23 protein-coding genes are annotated in these 24,084 nt (G+C 48.1%); 14 read left to right on the forward strand and 9 right to left on the reverse strand.

From position 1 onward, the window contains the following. Positions 1-25: 25 nt before the first annotated feature. Positions 26-688, forward strand: coding sequence for a class I SAM-dependent methyltransferase (locus KSP24_RS14410; protein WP_025676031.1), 663 nt, complete (start codon positions 26-28; stop codon positions 686-688). An 84-nt stretch (positions 689-772) separates the two neighbouring features. Then, on the forward strand, positions 773-1,474 hold the full coding sequence (locus KSP24_RS14415; RefSeq protein ID WP_016819605.1) for an HAD family hydrolase: 702 nt from the start codon (positions 773-775) through the stop codon (positions 1,472-1,474). A gap of 102 nt (positions 1,475-1,576) precedes the next feature. Here the strand turns inward: KSP24_RS14415 and KSP24_RS14420 are convergent, their stop codons facing one another. From KSP24_RS14420 to KSP24_RS14445, 6 genes are read right to left on the reverse strand one after another with little or no spacing between them, the layout of a single operon-like run. Beyond that, positions 1,577-2,755: a YheC/YheD family endospore coat-associated protein gene (locus tag KSP24_RS14420; RefSeq protein ID WP_013370325.1), complete on the reverse strand. Its 1,179-nt coding sequence runs from the start codon at positions 2,753-2,755 to the stop codon at positions 1,577-1,579. Continuing rightward, positions 2,737-3,252 carry a GNAT family protein gene (locus KSP24_RS14425; RefSeq protein ID WP_013370326.1) on the reverse strand — a complete coding sequence of 172 codons (516 nt, stop codon included), beginning with the start codon at positions 3,250-3,252 and terminating at the stop codon, positions 2,737-2,739. Before KSP24_RS14425 ends, KSP24_RS14420 begins: the two co-directional genes overlap by 19 nt. 18 nt (positions 3,253-3,270) lie before the next feature. Continuing rightward, positions 3,271-4,377 (reverse strand): YheC/YheD family endospore coat-associated protein, encoded by a 1,107-nt coding sequence (locus KSP24_RS14430; RefSeq protein WP_025676033.1) that lies wholly within the window; start codon positions 4,375-4,377, stop codon positions 3,271-3,273. Beyond that, the gene (locus tag KSP24_RS14435; protein ID WP_216975530.1) at positions 4,374-5,744 is read right to left on the reverse strand and encodes a YheC/YheD family endospore coat-associated protein; all 1,371 of its coding nucleotides are present in this window, start codon (positions 5,742-5,744) and stop codon (positions 4,374-4,376) included. Before KSP24_RS14435 ends, KSP24_RS14430 begins: the two co-directional genes overlap by 4 nt. Before the next feature lie 12 nt (positions 5,745-5,756). Continuing rightward, complete coding sequence (locus KSP24_RS14440) at positions 5,757-6,911, reverse strand: YheC/YheD family endospore coat-associated protein (protein WP_216975532.1); 1,155 nt, start codon at positions 6,909-6,911, stop codon at positions 5,757-5,759. A 43-nt stretch (positions 6,912-6,954) separates the two neighbouring features. Beyond that, positions 6,955-8,334, reverse strand: a complete 1,380-nt coding sequence (locus KSP24_RS14445; RefSeq protein WP_014599605.1) for a YheC/YheD family endospore coat-associated protein — start codon at positions 8,332-8,334, stop codon at positions 6,955-6,957. A 162-nt stretch (positions 8,335-8,496) separates the two neighbouring features. On the opposite strand from KSP24_RS14445, the gene KSP24_RS14450 reads away from it, so the two are divergent. The 3 genes from KSP24_RS14450 to KSP24_RS14460 all read left to right on the forward strand — a co-directional run bounded on the left by KSP24_RS14450 (position 8,497) and on the right by KSP24_RS14460 (position 10,729). Next, a complete protein-coding gene (locus KSP24_RS14450) occupies positions 8,497-8,841 on the forward strand; it encodes a YlbF/YmcA family competence regulator (RefSeq protein ID WP_013370332.1) in 345 nt (114 codons plus the stop codon). Between the two features lie 72 nt (positions 8,842-8,913). Continuing rightward, on the forward strand, positions 8,914-9,198 hold the full coding sequence (locus KSP24_RS14455) for a hypothetical protein (RefSeq protein WP_013370333.1): 285 nt from the start codon (positions 8,914-8,916) through the stop codon (positions 9,196-9,198). 196 nt (positions 9,199-9,394) lie between these two features. Continuing rightward, positions 9,395-10,729, forward strand: coding sequence for a DRTGG domain-containing protein (locus KSP24_RS14460; RefSeq protein ID WP_058711216.1), 1,335 nt, complete (start codon positions 9,395-9,397; stop codon positions 10,727-10,729). A gap of 43 nt (positions 10,730-10,772) precedes the next feature. On the opposite strand, the gene KSP24_RS14465 is transcribed toward KSP24_RS14460, so the two are convergent. Both KSP24_RS14465 and KSP24_RS14470 read right to left on the reverse strand, forming a co-directional pair. Beyond that, on the reverse strand, positions 10,773-11,270 hold the full coding sequence (locus KSP24_RS14465; protein ID WP_013370335.1) for a sporulation membrane protein YtrI: 498 nt from the start codon (positions 11,268-11,270) through the stop codon (positions 10,773-10,775). 12 nt (positions 11,271-11,282) lie between these two features. Further along, entirely contained in the window at positions 11,283-11,612 is a 330-nt protein-coding gene (locus KSP24_RS14470) for a YtrH family sporulation protein (RefSeq protein ID WP_013309582.1), read from the reverse strand. A gap of 138 nt (positions 11,613-11,750) precedes the next feature. On the opposite strand from KSP24_RS14470, the gene KSP24_RS14475 reads away from it, so the two are divergent. From KSP24_RS14475 to pyk, 6 genes are all read left to right on the forward strand, one after another. Beyond that, entirely contained in the window at positions 11,751-15,416 is a 3,666-nt protein-coding gene (locus KSP24_RS14475) for a DNA polymerase III subunit alpha (protein WP_216975534.1), read from the forward strand. Positions 15,417-15,583: 167 nt separating this feature from the next. Continuing rightward, on the forward strand, positions 15,584-16,081 hold the full coding sequence (locus KSP24_RS14480; RefSeq protein ID WP_013370337.1) for a phosphatidylglycerophosphatase A family protein: 498 nt from the start codon (positions 15,584-15,586) through the stop codon (positions 16,079-16,081). Between the two features lie 153 nt (positions 16,082-16,234). Beyond that, positions 16,235-16,423, forward strand: a complete 189-nt coding sequence (locus KSP24_RS14485; protein WP_007429680.1) for a hypothetical protein — start codon at positions 16,235-16,237, stop codon at positions 16,421-16,423. 180 nt (positions 16,424-16,603) lie between these two features. Beyond that, a complete protein-coding gene (gene accD, locus KSP24_RS14490; RefSeq protein WP_013370338.1) occupies positions 16,604-17,497 on the forward strand; it encodes an acetyl-CoA carboxylase, carboxyltransferase subunit beta in 894 nt (297 codons plus the stop codon). Continuing rightward, positions 17,498-18,481, forward strand: coding sequence for an acetyl-CoA carboxylase carboxyltransferase subunit alpha (locus KSP24_RS14495; RefSeq protein WP_013370339.1), 984 nt, complete (start codon positions 17,498-17,500; stop codon positions 18,479-18,481). A gap of 125 nt (positions 18,482-18,606) precedes the next feature. Beyond that, positions 18,607-20,037, forward strand: a complete 1,431-nt coding sequence (gene pyk / locus KSP24_RS14500; RefSeq protein WP_013370340.1) for a pyruvate kinase — start codon at positions 18,607-18,609, stop codon at positions 20,035-20,037. 95 nt (positions 20,038-20,132) lie between these two features. Here the strand turns inward: pyk and KSP24_RS14505 are convergent, their stop codons facing one another. Then, positions 20,133-21,020 (reverse strand): LysR family transcriptional regulator, encoded by an 888-nt coding sequence (locus KSP24_RS14505; RefSeq protein WP_167438182.1) that lies wholly within the window; start codon positions 21,018-21,020, stop codon positions 20,133-20,135. A 206-nt stretch (positions 21,021-21,226) separates the two neighbouring features. Between KSP24_RS14505 and KSP24_RS14510 the strand changes: the two genes are divergently transcribed. From KSP24_RS14510 to pstA, 3 genes are all read left to right on the forward strand, one after another. Next, entirely contained in the window at positions 21,227-22,150 is a 924-nt protein-coding gene (locus KSP24_RS14510) for a phosphate ABC transporter substrate-binding protein (protein ID WP_165084095.1), read from the forward strand. Positions 22,151-22,255: 105 nt separating this feature from the next. Further along, positions 22,256-23,188, forward strand: coding sequence for a phosphate ABC transporter permease subunit PstC (pstC, locus tag KSP24_RS14515; protein WP_013370343.1), 933 nt, complete (start codon positions 22,256-22,258; stop codon positions 23,186-23,188). Then, positions 23,188-24,084, forward strand: coding sequence for a phosphate ABC transporter permease PstA (gene pstA, locus KSP24_RS14520; RefSeq protein WP_013309592.1), 897 nt, complete (start codon positions 23,188-23,190; stop codon positions 24,082-24,084). The genes pstC and pstA overlap by 1 nt, the downstream gene beginning before the upstream one ends.

Below are 24,084 nucleotides of genomic sequence, written 5' to 3' on the forward strand. Positions count from 1 at the left end.
ATCTCCAAAGGAGGAGGCTACATTCATGAATATGGCTGACCCGTATCTGTCTCGCTTTTTTGTATATTCTGATCCCAACTCGTCCAACATGATTTACAGACTCCCTCAAAGCTGGTGGAGTCGTCCCTATGAGTATGAGTGGTGTCTCCAATTTATGTCTGGGCAAGATACGGTATTGGATGCGGCATGTGGTATCCCTCATCCATTCAAATTTGAGCTGGCCCGCCGTTGCGCTCAGGTCTATGCCTGCGATCTGGATATACGAATCGTTTCTGTAGATGCTATCTTGGCCGAGGTGCGGCGGGATATTGGAGAGGAGGCCGCTGAGCGCATTCAGGAGATTTTACCGGTTCGGCTCCACTCCGCCCATGCCAATCTGACCGCCCTGCCCTATGAGGATGCCAGTTTTGACAAAATTGTATGTATTTCAGTATTGGAGCATTTAACGCCCGATGAATCTTTGGCGGCCTTGCGTGAATTTCATCGAACTTTACGGGATGACGGAATGCTTCTGTTGACGTTTGATTACCCTACAGTAGATCTTTCAGCGATGGAACAATGGATAGAACAAGCGGGATTTTCGTATTGGAGTGGTGTGGATCTCAAGCTTCCACGAGGAGCTCTACACACAGATATGTGGGGCGGATTACATTGTTTTAGGACCGTTCTAAAAAAATATAAGAGTTAACGGTATGCGCAATGAGGTTTACACGGACCTCTCTTATTGCTTATCATGAGAGGGGTCGGAGTGTAAACTTACATTAGGAAAGGAATGACTGATAACTACATGAACAATGCACCTGTGTTGAAGAAACCTGAGGCTATGGTATTTGATATGGACGGTACACTTTTTCAGACGGAGACGCTGCTGCTTCCTGCGTATCACAAGCTGTTTGATACGCTGCGCGCCGAAGGGCTTTATGAAGGAGAGACTCCTCCGGAGGAGCTTATTTTGAATAGTTTGGGTATGCTGCTGGATGAAATCTGGAGAAGAGTAATGCCAGAAGCCAGTGAAGCAGCTCACAGAAGAGCGGACGAGTTGTTGCTTCAGCTGGAGCTGGAGGGGTTGAAGAATGGAAGTCATGCTCTGTATCCACATGTAAAAGAAACACTCCAGGCACTTCATGAGCAAGGTGTCCGATTATTCGTAGCCAGTAACGGGCTGGAGGATTACGTAAAGGGGATTGCTGCTGCGTATGAAATGGTTCCTATTTTTGAAGGACTGTATAGCGCTGGGGAATACAGTACGCTTTCCAAAGTGAATTTGCTAGAAATTCTGTTGAGCAAGCACGATATTTCGAATGTATGGATGGTCGGAGATCGTTCCTCCGATGTGGAAGCTGGCAAAAAGAACGGACAGACCGTGATCGGCTGTGCTTACGCTGGATTTGGTGTGAATGATGAGTTGGAAGGGTCCGATGCGATTATTACGGACTTTACCCAGCTGCTTACACTTTATAAAAACGCCGAGTAACTGTGAAAGCATTGATAAGAGTTATAACTAGCTGTGGCGTATCATATAAATAATACATGTAAACGATGTTGGGCAGATAACAAAACAAAGGAAGGCAGCCACTTAGGCGGAGCCTTCCTTTGCTTTACTCTCTGTCTTATCTTCTGTTTGTTCTTCTGTTTTTTGTTCCGTCTGTGGCTTCGGATTAATCTGAGTATGGTAGACCCACAGGGCGTATTCCATGGGCTTGGTGATGGCACGACGATAGGTTTCTTTTTCGCCAATGCGTGAAAATACCTCGCGAGCCGGCTTCGGGTTGACCTCGAGCACGTAGATATGACCGTCCTTATTGATTGCCAAATCGAGCGCAAGCTCACATAATGCCCCATAGCTTTCTTCCAGATACGCAGCAATGTCCAGTCCGAGCTTTTCCCCTTGCTTGATGATTTTCTCTCTCTGGTCTTCATCACGAATCCATTGCGTCAGCAATTGCTTCATCGGCACTGCCTTGCCTCCGCCATGTAGGTTGGAAGTGACACTCCGATGTGCCCCGATGCGTCCGGCACATCCCGTTAGCTCCCATACTCCCTGGCTATTTTTCTGTACCAGCATACGGTAATCATGGACCCTGCCATTCGGCAACTGCACAGGAATGCCTTCCTGAACAATGTAGTTATCCATGTTCCAGCTGCTCAGACGCGGCTCCAGACGATCCAGACGTACCCGCTGCTGAGGAATAATATGGCGTTTGCGATTGCGTCCCTCAATCAGATACAGGCCGCTCTGCTTGTTAACAGGCTCAATGCGTAAAATCCCGCGGCCTCCCGTGCCGTTAATTGGCTTGAGGTATACTAGTGAATTCTGTTTGAGCATTCGCTTTACACTATGAAATCCATCGAACGGCTCTGTTGCAGGCAGATGGGGGCGAAAGGCAGCCTTTCTCGCAAGCTGCTGATGAATGGCCCATTTATTGCTCAGCGGTCGGTTTAAATAAACAAGGTCTGTATACTGCAATCGGAATTTCTTTAATTGACGATACCGCTCACTGCGCTGGACTCGGCAGCGGTCGAAAATCATATCCGGAAATTCTCGCCATTTTCGTGTCCATTTATCGCTGTGTGGATCATAGATTTGGGCAAGGAGCAGTCTGCGATCCTTATGGACATCCGCAGGAGTGAATACATACATATCCAGCCCCAGCCTTTTTCCTTCTGCAATCATGCGTTCATATATGTCACGTTCCTCCAGTTGCTTCTTACTGTTCAAATACAAAGTCATGATGCCTAGGACAGGTTTTGGCACAGCATTCCACCTTCCTCTGCCGTCTGCTCATCTTCGGATAACTTCCCACAAAATATTAGCGTGGGCTTCCCCGTCGGTCCAGTTGTCATTTCATGTGCAATAAGTCCAGCACGAAAACAGGTTTTGAGACTGGCCATATTGTCGGTGGCTACGCTGCACGTCAGACGGCGCAGCTGTTGAAGCTGGGCGGACAGCAGTCTAGCGCCCAGTCTGCGGCCCCGGTAAAGCGGACGAACAATTACGATGCAAGCATCCTTCCCATAATTCAGAGCGAGGGAAAATCCCGCAATCCGCAGCCCCTTCTCTGTGCGCACATATGCGCACAGGAGGGAGGAGCCAGGGGTGTTCAATTGCTCCGGCGTTAAAACAGCCAACTGCCGCAGAGCATTGCGAGTAATGCGCATGCCGCCCGAGCTACGAGCCAGAAACAGCAACTGTCGTCGTCTCAGTACCCAACTCCGGGCAGGCAAATGTTGAACATCGCTAATTTGCGGCATAATTCCACTTCCTTGAGATTATTTCATTCGTTCGGCCAAAAAGGAGCTGTACTGAAATATACGTCTAAGTGATTTTTGACGGATGTCCGGCTCGTCGAATTTCATCGGTTTGGCATTGGCTTCAAAAAACCAGAGGGTCCCGAGTGTGTCTACGCCCAGATCCATGGACATTTCACCATGAGAAAGACCGGATGCGCGTTCAATTTGACGTGCAATCTGAATGGCCGTACTTTTAACCTTATTCAGCAAATCTGTGCTATCCTCAGGTCCAAAGAGTGAGGACAGCAGCATAAACGGGTCCTCCACACTTCCCCCGCGCGGAACATGTGTTGTAATACTTCCCTTACCCGCTAGTCTGGCACCTACTCCGGTAATGCTCCATGCGCCACGGGCATTTTTTTGCACTAGAATGCGCAAATCGAAGGGCTTTTTCTGATAGGTTGCCAGATCGATACCCTGCTGAATGATATAAGGGGAGTTGCCTGCTTCTCGGCGAATACGTCCCCATAACCGAGACAAGGATACAGATCGATAGGTGATACTTTTTTTGTCATGTTGAATGGTCAACCTGTATGCCATCAGATGCTCTGGGTTGAATCTGAGGATCATAATTCCCTTTCCGGCTTTACCGTTTTCCGGTTTGAGATACAGGTATGGATATGCAGACAGCATTTTTCCTAAGGATGACAGGTTGCTTAACCGTTTGGTAATCGGAACAAGTTGACGAGTGGATTCCGAGGTGCGGAGCCATTTGAACAGTTCCCATTTGTTAAAAAAGCCTGGATTGTACAGCTCAACGCCTGAGGCATGTGCAATTTCATCCAGCTTTGTGCGCACAGATGTTTTAAGTTCATAATTACGGTTGGGGATACGATTATAAATGACCTGTGGAGATGGGAAATTTTGTTCCTCCCATATCTGTGAGTTTTTGTTGTAGATGTAGCCCTTCACTGTTTCATCCGACAGTTTCAAGTCCCTGACAGTAACAATGTATACCTGATAACCCATGCGCGTTCCCGTTTCAAGAATATCCCTGAAGTTTCGCTGATTTCCCTTGAAAAATTGTTCATCGTCGTGCACTGTCAATACAGCAACAACTGGTTTTTGCTCCGCCCGGGTATTCATAGTTCCTCTTTTCTGCGGAATTTACTGAGGTAAAGACAGTGGTCCAAAATATGCTCCACGGATGCTTTACCCTCCGCACGCAACGATGGATGCTGAAAAATGGATCGACCTGGCTTAGAATTGGCTTCAAACATCCATACCTTTTCATCCTGATCAATGCCCAGATCGAATCCGATTTCACCCAGTAGATGCTGGTGGTGATATTCAATGGCTTCTGCTAGCGTAACTGCTACATTCTTGGCACGTTGCAGCACTTCACCCGCCCGGTCTCCGAATACACGACCGAGCGCTTGCTCGGGTGTCATCAGGGAACCGCCGTTTTTGATATGGGTCGTGACACTGCCACGTCCGGCTTTTTTGGCTCCAATGCCAACGACGACCCATTGGTTATTACCGTCTTTGTGCATATGAAACCGAAAATCAATCGGGCAATTATCAATCTCGATCAGCTGAATGCCCTGCTGAATGACGTAGCCTTTTAGCGTCTGCCCCTTATTGGAGTGAAGCATCCTCAGCATGGAATTAAAAGAGGCGAACCGCAGCAATACATTGCTATTTTTTTTTCGGTACCTTACATAGTATCCTTGCTTGGGGACATAGGACAGACGATAGATTCCTTTGCCGAGACTGCCGCTACTTGGCTTGTAATAAGCAAATTGATGCCGCTCCAGCATACCTCGAATACGTTCAGAGCTAGGATTCATATAGGATTCAGGGACATAACGGTTAACCTCTGGATTATTTTCTAGCAAATGATAGATATCGGATTTATTGAAAAAGCTCCAGTTAAAGAAAGGAATTCGTTTGCGGGAAAAGCGTTCGCGTAGTTGATTGATTGCTGGGGAAAAATCAGAGCGGCGGCTCGGCAAACGATTATAAATTACGTCCGGCAGAGGTACGAGTTTACGGGTAAACTCCCCGCTGGATGACAGAAAATAGCCGTTAATCGTATCATTTTGCCAGTTGATATCCCGTGGGGTGAAGGCAAAAATATAAGACTTTTTGCTGCCTTCCTTCAACAGTTGCTTAATAAAGCCTGTGCGTGATCCGAAAGGGCGGGTGGTGGAGTTAGTAGCATCAGACAATACTCCAATCAACGGTCCAAGCTGAACATCTCCGTCCAGATTCCGCAAATAGATAGACCCGCTTTTGGGAACACGGATTGCATTGCGTAAGCCGGAGGTCAAGTATAGATGACGTCCCGCCTTCTGAATGGGTTTTACTGTTGCGGGAATCTGATCCTTGCCAAGTCGCAAACGAATAGACTTGGCTCCAGATAACTTAAGGCTTTTCAACAAGGAAGTGGATATATACGCCACCTTGTCGGGCTGCTGTGAGAAATGCACATTGCAATGCGTTAAACTCATCTGTTTATCCTCCTATACCGTATGTTCAAGGGAGGCGCCCGCGCCCTTTGGCCCTGTCGCTTTGGAATGGGTCATTAAATATCGAGCATATTCGAGCGGGCGGTTGACCGACCGAAAAGCGCACTCTGGCTGACGAGTCTGAAAAAAGGAAGCTCGACCAGGGCGGGAATTAACCTCCAACAGCCAGATATTCCCGCTCCGGTCAATACCATAATCAATTCCCAACTCGCCAAGGCGACCATAGCGTTCCTCCAACGCCCCGGCAATGGTCAAGGACAGCTCCATCATCTGCCCGATGATGAGACGTGTGCTGTCCACGCCAAATTGTTCACGAAGGTAAGGCTCTGCCGGATGGGCTTCGCCCCCACCGTGCAGATTGGAAGTCAGAGTTCCTTTTCTGCCTTCTCTCACGGCAAAGCCCGTCAGGCGCCAACAGCCGTTGCCGTCCTTTTGCATGAGCGCGCGAACATCAAAGGGATGATTGCTTTGGCTTGTTAATTTCAAATAAGGCTGCACGATATAGGCGCGTTTGTGTGCAATACCGTCGATCCATGACAATCCTGCATCCAATTCAGAAAACAAACGACGGAACGGGCGGTTTTGGGAGTTCCTGCCTTGTACGTACAGCCCCTGACCTCCTTCCGCCAGCCGGAGATACAGCGTGCCCTTGCCATGTGTTCCGGACTGTGGTTTCATAAATAGCTCCGAATGGCGTTGCAGCCACTCCACAAGCTGGAGCGTATCCCGGTATGGGGCCGTAGGCGGTACAAAGGGCCGCACTTTATCTACCGTATGCAGAGCGCGATATACCTGCCATTTGCCAGGCAAGTTACGCGACCAGTAGATGAGCTTGCGCGATTTTTGCTCCGCTATGTCTCCCAGTGTGCGCTTGACATTCTGGCTCTCATGGACATGGAGACAGCGGTTATAAACAATATCCGGCAGGGGAAAGCGGCCGAATGTCCATACTCCAGCACGATAAACATAACCCCGTATGGAATGATCTTCAGGTGAAACTCCTTCGGCGGTAAACGCCATTACGCTAATACCAGAGCGCCTGCCCAACAAACTTAGCCTACGGCAGAAATCGGCTTCGGTAATAGGGGGAGTAGCGCCCTGCTTTCGGCTAACAAGCACGCCCAGCATGCCTGGCATAACAAGAGACACCGACAACAGCTCCTTTGGCAGCCGGACTCTGGAAGAGATAGATTCATTTGAATCCGGCTGAATAACAGCAGTATTCAATCATTTTTTTTACGGACGGGCGGGTTTTCTGATCGTTCAACGGTGTATTGTCATTTTTTGATGGTTTGGAATTGACCTCCAGCAACCAGATACGCCCCGTGCTGTCAATCGCCAAATCAATACCAAATTCCGCGAAATGGGCGGGAATTGCCTTTTCTACTCCGCTTGCGATATCCAGTGCTGCTGTTTTAAGAGAGGTAAGACCATTCGATTTAACAGTTGCGGGCAGCGTGGTTTTGGCCAGTGCTTCCTTGACTGTACTGAGCGTACCGCCTCTTGCCAGATTGGATACAAAGTGGCTGCCTCCTGCGATCCGAGCGACAATGGATGTTACGGTCCAGGTTCCAGACGCATTTTTTTGTACAAGCGCGCGAAAATCGACCGGACGCTTATCGTGATCAATCAAGGTAAGACCCTGTTGCAGCTGAAAACGTGTTGATTTCATTTTTCCCGCTAAGCTTTTGTACAGTTTATCGACGTTAGCGTACGATTGCTTTCGGGGTGTGCCCGCTGTCGTGGATAGCACCGAAAAGGTACCATCGGTTTGCTTGTTAATGCGCATAATGCCTTTACCAAGGCTTCCGCGCACGGGTTTGAGAAAAACAGAGGGATACTGGTTGCACATTTTTTTGAAAACGGCAAAGGTTTGCAGCAAGTGGGACTCGGGTAAATACTTGCGCAGGGAAGAATTCGATTTGAGTGCATCAAACACTTCGTTCTTATCCAAAAACTTTTCATTAAAAAAGGCCGTGCCGTACTGTGATTTTACTTCTTTCATGAAATGCTGTACGCTAGTTCTGTTCTCGAGTTTACGGGAGGTAAGCCGGTTATTGACGACATCGCCGGCAGGCATGACCGTCTTTTTCCAGCCTCCGTCATACACCCATCCCTGAACTCGCCCGGGCTGACTTCCGATATGCTCCGGGGTGAAGAAATACACATATGCTCCTTGTCTGCGGCATTCCCCGACTAGTTCACGGCAGAACAGGGTGATCGACCCGAAAGGCTTGTCGGGCTGTTCGGGATAGTCCCGACTAACCAGCACGCTAATAAGTGGGCCCACTCGAAGTGTCCGGCGGCCTCGGCTGTAGGTTACTCGCAGATTACAACTGTCATGACTGGCATGAAGCCCCATTTTTCGGGCCAGCACGCTTCCCACGCGTAGACCGCTGTATCGGGGTACCGATATGACGGTAACCTCTTGGCGGAACGAACCGAAGGCGAGCTGAACGGGGTGGCCTGCGGATATTTTCCATTTGCGAAGCAGGGACTCGCCGACCATGAGTACGTCATCCTGCAAGATGCCCGATCCGATGATTTGAATCGTTGTTTTTTTGATGGACATCGTGGATCTCCTTCCGGGCAGCAACTTGATGTCTTGAAAGTAACGGGAAACGTGAATGGGCTGTAATAGCACTGATTCATCATATGAGGACATATATACCTTGGTGATTGACGGACAATGTGAAATGTTGACACAAAACTTGTAATGGAGGAATGAACAATCATGAATATCTATGACAAAGCCCATGATTTAGCGAAAGCATTGAAGGAAAGCAAAGAGGTAGAGGAAATTACGTCAGCAATGAAGCTGATTGAGACTGATCCGGAAGCCAAGAAAATGCTCGACGATTTCCGTGAACGCCAAATGGAAGTGCAACAGCGGATGATGAGCGGCGATATGCCAGCACAGGAAGAGATGGAAAAGATGGAAAAAATGTTCGAGGTACTCAGCTTGAACCTTAACATCCGTCGTCTGTTCGACGCTGAACGTCGCCTGGCAGTGATTATTGAGGACGTAAATAAGATTATTGCAGACAGTCTTCAACATTTGTACGGTTCGTCTCTGTAAGTTTGTCTCATATTCCTTCCTGTCCTCTCATAGACTAGATACATAGAGTCACAGGGAGAGGAAGGGATACGATTGGGTTCTTTTAAAAAATGGAAACACGGTATGTACACACTGATCGCATTGGCTATGGTATTGGTCGCGTTACCACGCATCTCGCTGGCAGGTGGTTTGAACTGGGTCAACGGCTTTGGGATGGTATGGGTACTTTTTGCGTTGCTTGTCATCGGAGCGAACCTGCATTTTTTGCTGGGTGTAGATGAGGAAAAACGCAAAACGCTGGAGCGTGTGCGACGGGCCAAAATGCAGCAGTGGCAGATGAAATGGGATAATAAAGCTGACAAAGGCAATATGCTGTAAGCTTTCCTCCGGATTGTCCTAAGCTTGCTCCTAAATTACAAAACAATCCTAGTACGAAGCGGTCTCTTGTAACAAGGGACCGCTTTTTTGTTATTTCCAAAGGAAAGATATCCTAATAACAAGGGTCTAAAACAAAGGGGTTTTGTGGTATAATAGATACAGAATGATACAGATTGAACGTTGGGGGTGTAACAGGTTGGACGGGCTAGATGAAACAGTTACGAAGCATGAGCAGCTATTGCGTCATATCGAGCAGTTGAAAATAGGCTCCAAAATTTCTGTACGCAGGTTGGCTAAAGAAATGAGCGTTAGCGAAGGCACGGCTTATCGGGCCGTGAAAGAAGCAGAGAATTTGGGGATTGTCATTACCAAGGAACGGATCGGAACAGTACGAGTGGAGAAGCGCCCACGCGGCTTGTCTGAGCAGCTGACCTTTGCGGATGTCGTGAATATTGTAGAAGGACATGTGCTGGGCGGAAGCGAGGGGCTAGAGAAGCCGTTGCACAAGTATGTGATCGGGGCGATGCGTGAGGAAGCGATGGCTCGTTATATTGACGCAGGCAGTTTGCTGATCGTAGGTAACCGGGAGGATGCACATTCGCTTGCATTAGAGCAAGGGGCAGGTGTGCTGATTACAGGGGGGTTCGGTACGAGTCGGGAGGTTAAGCAGCTTGCAGACCAGATTAGTCTGCCGATTATTTCCTCGCGCCATGATACATTTACGGTGGCATCTATGATTAATAGAGCAATATTTGACCGCCTGATCAAAAAGAAAATTATGTTGATTGAAGACATTGCGGCAAGCAAACCGAAGACGCTGACCTTGAAAATCAACAGCACGCTTACCGAATTTGAACAGCTATCAGCGACCACAGGATATCATCATTTTGCCATAGTGGATGAATGGAATCGTTTAATTGGTATCGTCAGCCGTAAAGATGTGGAAGGACTTCAACCTGAGCATACGATGGATAAATGTATGATCCGTAACCCAATTACGGTCACCTACCAGACCTCGCTGGCTTCTGCTGCTCAAATGATGGCATGGGAAGGTGTAGATTACTTGCCGGTCGTGGACCGCAACCGTAAGCTGCTTGGGTCCGTTACACGGCGTGAGGTGCTGGAAGCACTGCGTAACGCCCAAAAGCAGCCACAACTGGGCGAGACGTTCGACCAGCTGATTTGGAACGGTTTTGCTGAGGAGCGTAATGAGGACGGATCCTTATTTTTTCGCGGTTTTATCATTCCACAGATGGCCACCAATTTAGGGACGATCTCGGAAGGCGTACTGGTCAACGTGATGACACAAGCGGGCTACCGAGCAGCTAGAGATATGAGCGGCAAGGATTATGTGCTGGATAATTTGACGACTTATTTTATTCGACCGGTACAGATTGAGGATGCTGTCGTTCTTCGTCCGTTGCTGCTTGAGATGAGTCGCCGCACATGTAAGCTAGAAATTGCGATTTCTCGGGAAAATCATTTGGTGTGTAAAGCAGTAATGACGCTCCAATCTATTGAACATGGTTGATCTACCTCTGGATTGGAGCAAAAGGTGGGGTGAAATAGATCGATTAGTGGCTTTGAGGCAGTCTTTCTTTGGCCTCCAGCCAAATTTGCAGCACACCTTCCATTACAAGCATCGTTTTGACCTGGATTGTATACTCCTTGTCACGAACGGTGTATTTTTTTTGGTGCAGCAACATACGTACCAGCTTGCTGTCAGAGTCAATCTCAAACATATCTCTGCCGCGCAGCACCTCCAGATCACGACTGACGCGGCGAAGAAGCTCTTTCAGATTAATAGAGTCAATTTTTTCAGCCGAAGCTTCCTCCGCGATCAGCTTGATTTCTTTGATGACGGTTTGGCGCTTGCTGTATTTACGTAATGTTTTGTTGTCCTCTTCGGCTTGCTGGAGCTGGAATTGAAGGTCCTGGTTGTTTACCCATAGCTGATTGAAGCTCGCATGCCAGATGGCATTATAGATCATTCCTCCCGTAATCATACCGAGTACAAAAACGGAGGATAATTGCATAAAAGGGCGCAGGCGCTCAAAGGGGGGAACTCTCATAGTCGTTTCACCTCACGGCCGTCCGTTGCCGCATACCCACTTGACCAGCTCTGCACCCATATGAGCGCCTAGAAAGGCGAAAATCAAATACAATATCTGCTTAATCGCAGGTGACAAATTACCATCCAACATATTGCTCTCAATGACCCGGATCGGGTCCATCGTTCCCCCCACAGCGGCGGCAAGCGCCCATATTTTAATCCTTCCTGCAACCTCCAGCATCGTCTGGGTAGGTGGCTGAAGCGATACTACAGCTCCCATTCCGCCGAGCATGGCTCCTCCGAGCACGATGCCGAAGGCAATGAAGAAGTCGAGAATCGCTTTGGATATAAAAGTGCTCATGCCCTTTTCCTCCTTGGGGTATATGAATCAGGACCGCGCTTGTCCGCCCGGGTCTGTACTTTTATTCTATGGGCGCTACTAACGCGGATATGATAAAATAGTTTGAAGAAAATCAAGCGGTGAAGGGAAGAGAAGCGCATGAGTTCATTTGTGCATTTGCATGTTCACAGCGAGTACAGCCTGCTGGACGGCGCGGCTCGTACCGCGGAATTGGTCAAACAGGCATCAGCTTACGGAATGAAGGCGCTGGCTCTTACAGATCATGGGGTCATGTACGGTGCCATTCCTTTTTATAGAGCATGTGTAGAGAACGGCATTAAGCCGATTATCGGGTGTGAGGCTTATATGACGGCAGGATCGCGCAAGGAGCGTGGCAGCCGGAAGGATCAGCCTATATATCATTTAATTTTGCTCGCCAAAAATAAAACAGGCTATCAAAATCTAATGAAGCTGTGCTCCATTGGCCATTTGGAGGGTTTTCACTATAAGCCGCGCATCGATATGGATGCTTTGGCTGCCCATCATGAAGGCATCATATGCCTGAGCGCTTGCTTGGGCGGTGAAGTGCCGCAGCATTTGCTGCATGGCAGAGAAGCCGAAGCACGACGTGCAGCGGAACGATACCGTAGCATTTTTGGCGATGATTTTTATCTGGAGCTTCAGGATCATGGTCTGTCGGAGCAAAAACGCGTAAATCCTCAATTGATCGCACTGGCAAAGGAACTGGATATTCCGCTAGTGGCGACGAATGACGTGCATTACTTAACCGAGCCGGATGCTGATGTCCAGGACGTCCTGATCTGTATCGGGACAGGGAAGACAGTTGACGATGAGGAACGCTTGCGGATACCAACACGTCAGTTGTATCTGAAAAGTCAGGAGGAAATGGCTCGTTTATTTCCACATGTAGCAGAAGCCATCGCCAATACAGTGCGTATTGCTGAGAAGTGCGAGCTGGAACTGGAATTCGGCCAATCTATTTTGCCTGAATATCGCCCGCTGCCGGAGGACATGACGTCTTCGTCCTATTTGCGCAGTCTGTGCGTGCAAGGGCTGGAGCGTCGCTATGGAGGCGATCCTGTGTGGGAGCAGCCAGAGGAGCGGGAAAGACTGGACCAGCGGCTGAACTACGAATTAAATACGATCGATAGTATGGGTTTCAGCGATTATTTCCTGATCGTATGGGATTTTATCGCTTTTGCTCATAAGCATAAGATTGCAACCGGTCCGGGACGGGGTTCCTCCGCAGGTAGTTTGGTTGCCTATGTGCTTAATATCACGAATGTCGATCCGATAAAATACAATCTGCTCTTTGAACGGTTCCTGAACCCTGAACGGATCAGTATGCCGGATATAGATATTGATTTTAGCGATGAACGCCGCGATGAGGTTATCGAGTATGTAGTACAGAAGTACGGAAATGAGCATGTAGCGCAAATTATTACCTTTGGGACATTAGCGGCAAGAGCCGCAGTCCGTGACGTCGGCCGTGTATTGAACGTGCCATATGGCGAGGTGGACAAGGCGGCCAAGTTGATCCCGGCGCAGCTCGGTATTAATATCCGACATGCGCTGGAGATTACCCCCGAGCTGAAGGCTCTGTATGAAACGAAGCCCAAGACACGTGAACTGCTGGATATGGCGATCAAAGTAGAAGGAATGCCTCGTCATGCTTCGACACATGCGGCAGGTGTTGTCATCTCGCGGACTCCACTGACCGATGCGGTTCCGCTGCAAGAGGGGAGTGAAGGGGTTCCTTTAACGCAGTACTCGATGGAAAATCTGGAGCGCATTGGTTTGCTAAAAATGGATTTCCTCGGACTGCGTACGCTCTCCATTATTGAACGTTGCATGCGCTGGATTGCGGAGCAGCATGGAGAAACACCTGACTTTAGCCGTGTTCCCGATGATGACCCGCATACCTATGACTTGCTGGGCAAAGGAGATACAGGAGGCGTGTTCCAGCTGGAGTCGGCTGGTGTACGCCGGGTGCTCAAGGATTTGAAACCGAGTGTTTTTGAGGATATCATTTCTGTCGTGGCTTTGTATCGTCCGGGTCCGATGGGCTTTATTCCTAACTTTATACAGGCTAAGCACGGACAGATTGAGATTTCTTATCCGCATCCTGATCTTGAACCGATCTTAAAGGATACGTACGGTATTATTGTGTACCAGGAACAAATCATGCAGATTGCTTCGCGCATGGCTGGCTTTTCTTTGGGGGAGGCTGATCTGCTGCGCCGCGCGGTGTCCAAGAAAAAGCGCGAGGTGCTGGATCTGGAGCAGGGCCATTTTGTCGAAGGCAGTATTAAACAGGGCTACACGGAGGAGGAAGCTGGAAGGGTTTACGATATGATCGTCCGTTTTGCTGACTACGGCTTTCCGCGTGCCCATGCAGCTGCTTATGGTGTGCTAGCATTCCAGACGGCCTATCTTAAGGCACATTATCCAGTGCAATTCATGGCTTCCATGCTGACGGCCGTAATGGGAAGTCATCGAAAAGTGGCTGAATATGTCGTCGAATGTCGTCGTATGGATATCGCGGTGTTGCCGCCTGATGTGAATGAGAGTGGGGTGCTGTTTACCCCATTACAGCACGGTGATATCCGCTTTGGACTGGCTGCAATTAAAAATGTCGGCACACAAGCAATGGAGAGCATTCTTGCTGTTCGTAAGGAACGTCCTTTCGACAGTCTGCTCGATTTTTGTCGACGTGTTGATTTGAGGGTGTGTAATAAGAGAGTGATTGAATCGCTCATTCAGGCAGGAGCATTTGATTCATTGACAGGCCATCGGGCACAGTTGCTTGCCATGCTTGATGAAACGGTGGATGCAGCTGCCAAATGGCGCAAGGAACGTGACGATTTGCAAATTGATATGTTTGGGTTTGTGGAAATGCCTAATTGGGATATCGAATATCCCAATGTACCCCCATTTAGTACCAGCCAGCAATTAGAGCTGGAACGCGAACTGCTGGGACTGTATTTGTCTGGGCATCCGCTAGATGATTTTGAGTCGCTGCTGGAAAGCAGCCAAGCGGATCGTCTGATGGAGCTGAGCGATGTGCCAGATGAAACGGTTATTGTGACCGCAGGCATGGTGGTGTCACTCAAGACGATTACGACCAAGCAGGGAAAGGCTATGGCCTTCATTGAGCTGGAGGATCAGATTGAGCGCTGTGAGGTTGTGCTGTTTCCTGAAGTTTGGAAGCGAAGCCAGCAGTGGATTGAAAAAGGTGCCTTGCTTGCACTTCGCGCCAAGATGCAGCAGCAGGACGAACACTTCAAGCTCCTAGCGGATGAGGCAGTTCCGTTGGCGGAAGACGCGCTGTCACGGCTTCTTCAGCGCCGGCGTACCGGAGCACGTTCGTCCGCAGCAGCTGGAACATCCGTGCCAGCTGCTGGCAATACAGGCGGGAGAGCGCCACGTGTGTCGACCTCGCTTTCGGCAGTAGCTCCATCAGCGTCGCCCCAGCAGAAAGAGGCTCGTCCCGTGGCGGCTTCTTCACAACGCAGAAGCGAAGCGGCTCACAGTGAGCAGGTGCCTTCCCCGCGCGGCTCGGAATCGCCCGCCCGTCAGCGGGTGTTTGTCAAAATCACCCGCCAGGCCGAGGAGGACGCCAGCTTGCTAGTCAGCCTCAAGGCATTGCTACAGGAGCATCCCGGTGCTGTACCTACCGTACTTTTTTACGAGAGCAACCAGCGTCTGCTGGCGTTGAGTGATGCTTACAGCATTAAGCCTTCTCCTCAGCTTTTTGATCGAATGGAATCGATGCTGGGTGAAGGCACCGTGAAAGTCAAATGACAGGCACGCAGCAACTCGTCTTTATTGTAACGGTTTAATGAACATTTTCCTTCCCTTTCGCATACACTTGGAAAACTGGCGGAACAGGAGGTTCAACACGTATCCTGCACCATAAAGTCCCGCACGGTGGAAGAATAGAACTGCATGGTGAAAGCGGGAGGGAAATTATGTCCTATGAATATGCAGAAACCTTGTTAAATCGCAGAGGCATTCAGATCGAGTCCATTGCGGACATTGTTTTTCAGCTTCAGCTAAAATATTATCCTCATTTGACTATGGAAGAATGTGTAGAAAGTGTCAAAGCGGTTTTGCAAAAGCGAGAGGTACAATATACACTGCTGACAGGCATTGCGCTCGATGAGCTGGCCGAAAAAAAACTTCTTCCCCAGCCGCTTCAAGCCATTATGGAGGCAGACGAACCGCTGTATGGAGTGGACGAGACAATGGCTCTTGGCATTACGAGCGTGTACGGCATGATCGGCTTGACCAGTTTTGGCTATCTGGATAAAGAAAAGATTGGAATTATCGAAAAGCTGAACCAAAAAGGCAGTGGTATTCATGTGTTTTTAGATGATCTTGTCGCCGGATTGGCTGCCGCCGCTTCTTCGCGTATTGCCCATCGGAGCCTTCATGCCAAGCATTATCCTGCATCATTGGATGTTTAATTGGCCTGAATAAACAGAATTAATGATTTTCTAGGCCCTCCGACGGAACTTGAATGATCAGGAGGGCTTTTGTTGCGGGAAAAAAGTAAGGTATGTTATCATGAGTCTATTATATGGGCTCAAAACTTGAGGCTTAGGGGGTAGAAACAAGGCATGTGGACGGTGATATATATTGCACCGACGGCCAGACTGGCTGACATGATTAAGCTCAAACTGTCTGAAGAAGGTTTTATGGTGCAGACCCGGGCCATCAGTGCATCCAAGCAACAGTTTGAGATACTTGTGCCTTCGGGTGAAGTCGAAGAAATACAGGAAGTGCTGAATTCGATTTTGCGCCCTTGAGTCCGGAACGGCGGAAGTGATACAGCAGCATGAATGGAACAAAGGATGCACGATCGGCGGTAATGTTGTATTAACTGGCGTTGACGTGTGTATGAACATAATGCTTAGAGGTGCCGCATCGACGGCAGAGGACCTTGTATCGGTTACGGCTGACAAATAAACGGCTGGAGAGGTGTAGTTGTGTTTAAAGATTTATTCCAAAAGAAGCGTAAATACGCGACCATCCCTTCGGAACGGGCGCTGAGCGGCGATCAAGCGGACATGCCGGATCGTCCCAAACGGGAAATTCCCGAAGGTCTTATGACCAAATGTGGCAAGTGCGGAAGTATTCAATACAGCAAAGAGTTGGAGAAAAATTTGAAAGTGTGTCCGGTGTGCGGATACCATATGCGTTTGAATGCGATGGATCGCATTCGCATGGTGCTCGACGAAGACACGTTTACGGAATATGATGCCGATATGATTTCGGTTGATCCGCTGGACTTTCCGGGATATGCAAGTAAGTTGGAGCAACAGACCCTGAAAGCTGGCCTGCGCGAGGCTGTCGTTACGGGCGACGGCCTTATTCATGGGCTTCCTGTTGTCGTAGCGGTGATGAGCTTTGACTTTTTTACAGGCAGTATGGGCTCAGTCGTAGGAGAGAAAATTACGCGCGCCATTGAGCAGGCGATAGACAAGCGCTTGCCGCTTATCATCTTCTCCACATCCGGTGGGGCACGTATGCAGGAAAGTATTCTGAGTCTGATGCAGATGGCCAAAACAAGCGCTGCTCTCGCTCGTCTGGACGAGCAGGGATTGCTTTATATTTCTGTGATCACTGATCCGACTACAGGTGGAGTCTCCGCCAGCTTTGCTATGCTTGGAGATATTATTATTGCAGAGCCAGGTGCTGTGTTCGGTTTTGCAGGTCGTATTGTAATTGAGCAAACGATCAGACAGAAGCTGCCGGATGATTTCCAAACTTCCGAATTTAATTTGCAGCACGGACAATTGGATATGGTTGTACATCGCAAGGAACTGCGTGATACTCTTGGGCAATTGCTTGATCTGCACAGTGTGAAAGGGGAGGAATAAATGGCTGGCGAATTGCCTTATGAAAAGCCCCTGGTCGAGATGCGACAGAAGATCGAAGAACTTAAGCAATTCGGACAGGATAAGCAAATTGATTTTACAGATGAAATTAACCGCCTGGAAGAACGTTATCTCCAGATGGAAGAAGAAATATATTCTAACATTACAGCATCGCAAAAAATGCATCTGGCCCGCCATCATCAAAGGCCAACGTCCCTTGATTTAATCGAGCAGGTGTTTACGGACTTTATTGAATTGCATGGCGACCGCTTGTTCGGAGACGATCTGGCGGTTGTGGGCGGGATTGCCAAGCTAAATGGTATTCCGGTGACCGTCATTGGCCAGCAACGTGGTAAGGATACGAAAGATAACATTGCACGCTTTTTTGGTAGTGCCCATCCGGAAGGATTCCGTAAAGGCTTGCGGCTGATGCAGCAGGCTGACAAATTTAAGCGTCCTATTATTACATTTATTGATACGAAGGGCGCTTATCCGGGTAATACAGCAGAGGAGAGAGGTCAATCGGAAGCGATTGCCCGCAATTTGCGGGAGATGGCAAAGCTTTCGGTGCCTGTTATTTGTGTGGTCATCGGCGAGGGTGGAAGCGGCGGTGCGCTTGCGTTTGCAGTGGGTAACCGTGTGCTGATGCTGGAACATGCTATTTATTCGGCCATTTCTCCAAATGGCGCAGCCTCGATTCTATGGAAAGATGCTTCTAAGGCAGATCAGGCAGCTGAAGCGATGAAGATTACCGCTAATGACCTCCTGCGCATGGAGATTATCGAGGATATTGTGCCAGAGCCGAAAGGGGGCGCACATCGTAACTATGAAGTGACTGCTGCTGCAATCAAGGAGTTATTAGAACGCCATTTGGCAGACCTTACGAATATGAGCTGCGATGAATTGAGAGAAGACAGGTATCAAAAATTCCGGAAAATAGGTCAATATACTTTCTTAAAACCTTCGGAATCTGAACCTATGTTGTAATACGCTGGAAACGGGTAACAATAAATATGACGAACTTCCTATACAAATAGGAAAAAGTGTAGTAGATTTAATTGTTGGAAAAAGATATAAAGAGTAGCACCTTTGAAAACGGAGGAAAAACCCAAATGCGCAAAACTAAGATTGTATGTACCATCGGTCCTTCCAGTGAATCATTGGAAAATGTGAAGAAACTGATTATGGCTGGTATGAACGTAGCCCGCCTGAATTTCTCTCACGGTGATTTCGAGGAGCATGGCAACCGGATTAAAAACATCCGTCAAGCTTGTAAGGAGCTTAACAAAAATGTTGCTATTTTGCTCGATACGAAGGGGCCGGAAATCCGGACAGGAAAGCTCGAAGTTGAACCTATTGAGCTTGTTCAGGACGAGTTCATTACGCTGACAACGGAAGAAATTCTCGGTACGCAAGATCGTATCTCCATTACGTACAAGGATCTTCCCTCGGACGTGGAGCCCGGCTCCACCATTCTGATCGACGATGGTCTGATCGGACTCACCGTTATTGAAGTATCAGGCACTGAAATCAAATGCCGCATTGTCAATGGCGGAACGATCAAAAGCAAGAAGGGCGTTAACGTTCCAGGCGTTGCTATCTCATTGCCTGGTATTACGGAGAAAGATGCTAATGATATCATTTTTGGTATTGAACAGGACATTGATTTCATCGCAGCTTCTTTTGTTCGTAAAGCAAGTGATGTACTGGAAATCCGTGAATTGCTGGCGAAGCACAACGCAAGCCACATTCAAATCATTTCCAAAATTGAAAACCAGCAAGGTGTTGACAACCTGGATGAAATTTTGGAAGCTTCGGATGGTCTGATGGTTGCCCGTGGTGACCTCGGTGTGGAAATTCCTGCTGAAGAAGTGCCTCTGGCGCAAAAATTGATGATTAACAAATGTAATGTAGCTGGCAAGCCTGTTATTACAGCAACACAAATGCTGGATTCCATGCAACGTAACCCGCGTCCGACTCGTGCGGAAGCAAGTGATGTAGCCAATGCTATTTTTGACGGAACAGATGCAATTATGCTGTCCGGCGAAACAGCTGCTGGGAAATATCCGGTAGAATCTGTATTGACAATGTCACGTATTGCCGAAAAAGCTGAGTCTTCTCTGAACTACCGCGATTTGTTCAAAAAACAAAGAACGGCGCAAGAAATTAGTATTACAGAAGCAATCAGCCAATCCGTTTCTATTTCTGCTCTTGACCTGCATGCCAAAGCAATCCTGACGTCCACACAAAGCGGAACAACGGCGCGTATGATCTCTAAATACCGTCCAGAAGCTCCGATTATCGCTGTGACAACACAGGAAAGAACAGTTCGCCGTTTGGCTCTGATTTGGGGCGTACATGCAGTACAAGGCAGACCAATCGTCGACACAACAGATAGTCTGTTTGACAATGCGCTGGAAGGTGGTCGCAAATCTGGCCTCGTTAAAGAGGGCGATTTGGTTGTGATTACAGCGGGCGTACCTCTTGGTGATTCCGGTTCCACGAACCTGATCAAAATTAGCTGCGTTCCAGCACAAGCGTAATTGTAGTCTCCACGAAGTAATACTGGGACGGCATCTACTCGTTACAGTAAGCAAAAGAGCATTCAGGTCAATAAGACCTGAATGCTCTTTTTTTGTTAGCTAGTTCTTATTCCTTCTCGTCGTATAAAATCAAGGAATGCCTGTTGCATCATGTTCTTATGTGTATCTTGTTGATACACGATGTTTATTTGATAATGGCTCTTTGTGCTGTCAGTTTCGGGATAAGGAAGCCATTCCACCGAGGGGATAGTATGATCCTCGCTACGAACTCCGCAGGCAGGAAAGAAGGCAAGCGCTTCTCCGCCACTAACCACTTGCTTTACTGCTTCCCAAGAGTTGATTTCCAGATGGGATTTAACTAGCGAGGAATAGGAATCTACAACGGATGCCCCGCTATATTTTACCCATATGTGTTTATCCAGCGTATCGGCCCCATTGATGTCCAGTGACTTGGATGTCTCTGCCGATGCAGAGCGGATAATTCCCACCTGATCTGAAGCCACTGGTTCTGCCACAGTATTCTCCAGAAGAGATTCTCCATCGTCGAGAAAAGCAAAATCAACTTCTCCGTCTTTCAGTAGTTGCTTGATTACATCCGGAGATTGAATTTCTAACTGAATACGACATTCTGGATATTGTTGAGCAAAATCAGCCATGATAGTCGGGAGAAGATACATGCCTGAAATCGACTCTGCGCCTAGATGTAAGAGGCCCTGTGATTGTTCTGTCAGTTCATCTACAGCTTGTCTGGCTTCTTGCTCGAGAGAGAGAATCTGCTTTGCGTAAGGCAACATTTTTTTACCAGCCTCGGTTAACATAATTCTGCCTTGTTGAAGAGAGAACAAAGTCGCACCCATTTCCTTTTCCAGACTTTTCATATGAAAGCTGACGGTGGGCTGTTTGATTTGCAAAGTTTCGGCCACCTCCGTCGCTTTATGGAATTTGTCGATCAGCACCAAGATGCGCAATTTTAAAATATTCATGGAATCGAATAATTCTCCTTACTTGATATTTATGCGTGAATTTACACTATAGATTAATTATATACCGAAAAACAATTTATCTATCAATATTTTATATTTGTTTTACAAAACCTAGTCGTTCGTCTAACATTCCAGGCCTACAATGTAAAAGTGTTGATGGTCATAAATAAAAAACCGTCACTTAACTAAGGGGAGGACAATAAAAAATGTTGAAAAAATGGCCGTTCATTCTGATGACTCTCACCATGGTATTTGCACTTGCAGCTTGCGGATCAGGTAACAATGCTGCACCACAAGGAGACGCTGCTGCAGGAACAGACAATAAAGCAGCTGCTGAACTGACAGGTAATATTCTGGCTGTTGGCTCCACTGCACTTCAACCATTGGTAGAGCAAGCGGGACAAAAATTTATGGCTGTCGATAAATATAAAGGCATTGCAGTTCAAGTGCAGGGTGGCGGTAGCGGTACTGGCTTGACTCAAGTTTCCGGTGGACAAGCGGATATCGGTAACTCTGACGTGTTTGCAAAGGAAAAACTGGAGAGCGGCGCAGAAGAGTTGGTCGATCACCAAGTAGCAGTTGTAGCCATGTCAGCGGTAGCGAATCCCAAAGTAGGCGTAACAGACCTGAAGAAAGATCAACTGGTACAAATCTTCACAGGTAAAATTACGAACTGGAAAGAGATTGGTGGTGCAGATCAAAAAATCGTGATCGTGAACCGTCCAAGCAGCTCCGGTACTCGTGCAACCTTTGAAAAATATGCACTGGGACAAAAAACGGAAGATCTGCCAGGCTCCATTCAGGAAGATTCCTCTGGTACTGTGAAAAAGTTGATTGCTGAAACACCTGGTGCGATTGGTTACCTGGCTCTGTCCTACATCGACAACACAGTTACTGCTTTGAAGTATGACGGTGTGGAAGCTAACGTTGAAAATGTAGAACAAGGTAAATATCCAGTGTGGGCATATGAGCATATGTACACCAAGGGTGAGCCAAAAGAACATGTAAAAGCATTCTTGGACTACATTCTGTCTGATGAAATCCAAAAAACAGACGTTGTAGACTTGGGATACATTCCGGTATCAGGTATGCAAGTGAAACGTGATGCTGACGGTAATATCACGAAATAAGGAGAGCGATCTCCTGTTCGGATGAACGCAGCTAACGCGAGTATATTCACGAAGAAGAGGCGGACTAGCGTCCGGCCTCTATTCTTCGGTTAAAGGAGTCACAGTATGGAACCAATTGAAGGGAAGGCATACATGGAACAGAATAAACGATCCCGAGTTATGAAAGAAAGACATTACTGGGAAGAATGGACCGGCCGCATCTATACGTCGGTTTGTGTCGTTTTTTTAGTTGCAGTCATTGTCTCCATCGTATATTTTGTTGCCTCCAAAGGTGTAGCTACATTTGCGGTGAATGGAGTCAGTCTGCGGGAATTTTTCTTTGGAACCAAATGGAGCCCGGATGGCGAGCCCAAGTCCTTCGGCGCGCTTCCGTTCATTACGGGTTCTTTTGCCGTAACCATATTAGCGGCCTTAATTGCCAGTCCGCTTAGCTTGTGTGCAGCTTTGTTTATGACGGAAATCGTGCCAAAATCGGGTAAACGCATCCTTCAGCCTGCCATTGAATTATTATCCGGCATTCCGTCGGTTGTCTATGGCTTTGTCGGCTTGACCGTAATCGTCCCACTGCTGCGAAACGTGTTCGGGGGACAAGGCATCGGTATTCTAGCAGGTTGCCTTGTGTTGTCAGTTATGATTTTACCGACAATTACGAGTATTATGGCGGATGCGTTGTCTTCTTTGCCGGGAGGGCTGCGTGAATCCTCTTATGCGTTGGGTGCTACCCGCTGGCAGACGATTGCCCGTGTTATTATTCCTACGTTGCTGCCTGCTCTTTTAACAGGAATTATTCTCGGTATGGCTCGTGCCTTCGGAGAAGCATTGGCTGTACAGATGGTTATCGGGAATGCTCCGCACATACCGCATTCCTTGCTGGAATCCGCTTCGACTTTGACCAGCGTCATTACACTTAGCATGGGCAACACAGCGATGGGCTCTGTTCATAACAATGCACTCTGGAGTATGGCGCTTGTTCTTCTGCTCATGACATTCATTTTCGTGCTGCTGGTTAGGCTGCTTGAAAGGAGAAACCGGGTTTGATGAAAGCTAAAACGACCGACAAGATCGCTACATTTGTAATCTGTTTCTTCGCCTTGTTCATTGTTGCACTTTTGGTGGGATTACTGGGCTTCATTTTGGCCCGCGGAGTTAGCCATATTTCTTTTGATTTTCTAACCAGTGCGCCGCAAACGTTACGTGCAGGTGGCGGCATTGGTCCGCAACTATTTAATTCTGTATTTTTGCTAATCTTAACTTTGATTATTACCATTCCAATTGGCTGGGGCGCCGGCATTTACATGGCGCAATATGCAAAGCCGGGGAAAATTACGGACTTCATACGACTTGTCGTCGAAGTATTGTCCTCGTTCCCGTCGATCGTCATTGGATTGTTTGGACTATTACTCATCGTAAATACGTTTGATTTTGGCTTTTCCCTCTTGTCAGGGGCTCTGGCTTTGGCCGTATTCAATCTGCCGCTGATGGTTCGCACAACGGAGCAGGCTTTCCGCGCTGTACCGAAGGAGCAAAAGGAAGCCGGACTTGCGCTTGGATTGTCCAAGTGGAAAATCATTACCTCCATTTTGTTGCCAGCTGCGCTGCCAAGCCTGATTACGGGTACCATCTTGGCCGCAGGCCGCATTTTCGGGGAAGCCGCCGCATTGCTGTTTACAGCAGGGATGAGTACGCCGCCGCTTGATTTTACCGATTGGAATCCATTGCATGCCAGATCGCCTATTAATCCGATGCGACCTGCTGAAACATTGGCTGTTCATATTTGGAAGGTCAACAGTGAAGGTATTGCTCCTGACTCCAAAGATATCGCCGCAGGCGCTTCTGCGGTATTGGTGCTGCTGGTACTGGTCTTCAACTTGAGTGCAAGATGGTTCGGAAGAGTCGTTTACCGTCGGTTGACAGCTGCCAAACGAATGGATTAG

It is taken from the genome of Paenibacillus sp. AK121, assembly GCF_019042715.1.
GTDB lineage: Bacteria > Bacillota > Bacilli > Paenibacillales > Paenibacillaceae > Paenibacillus > Paenibacillus polymyxa_C.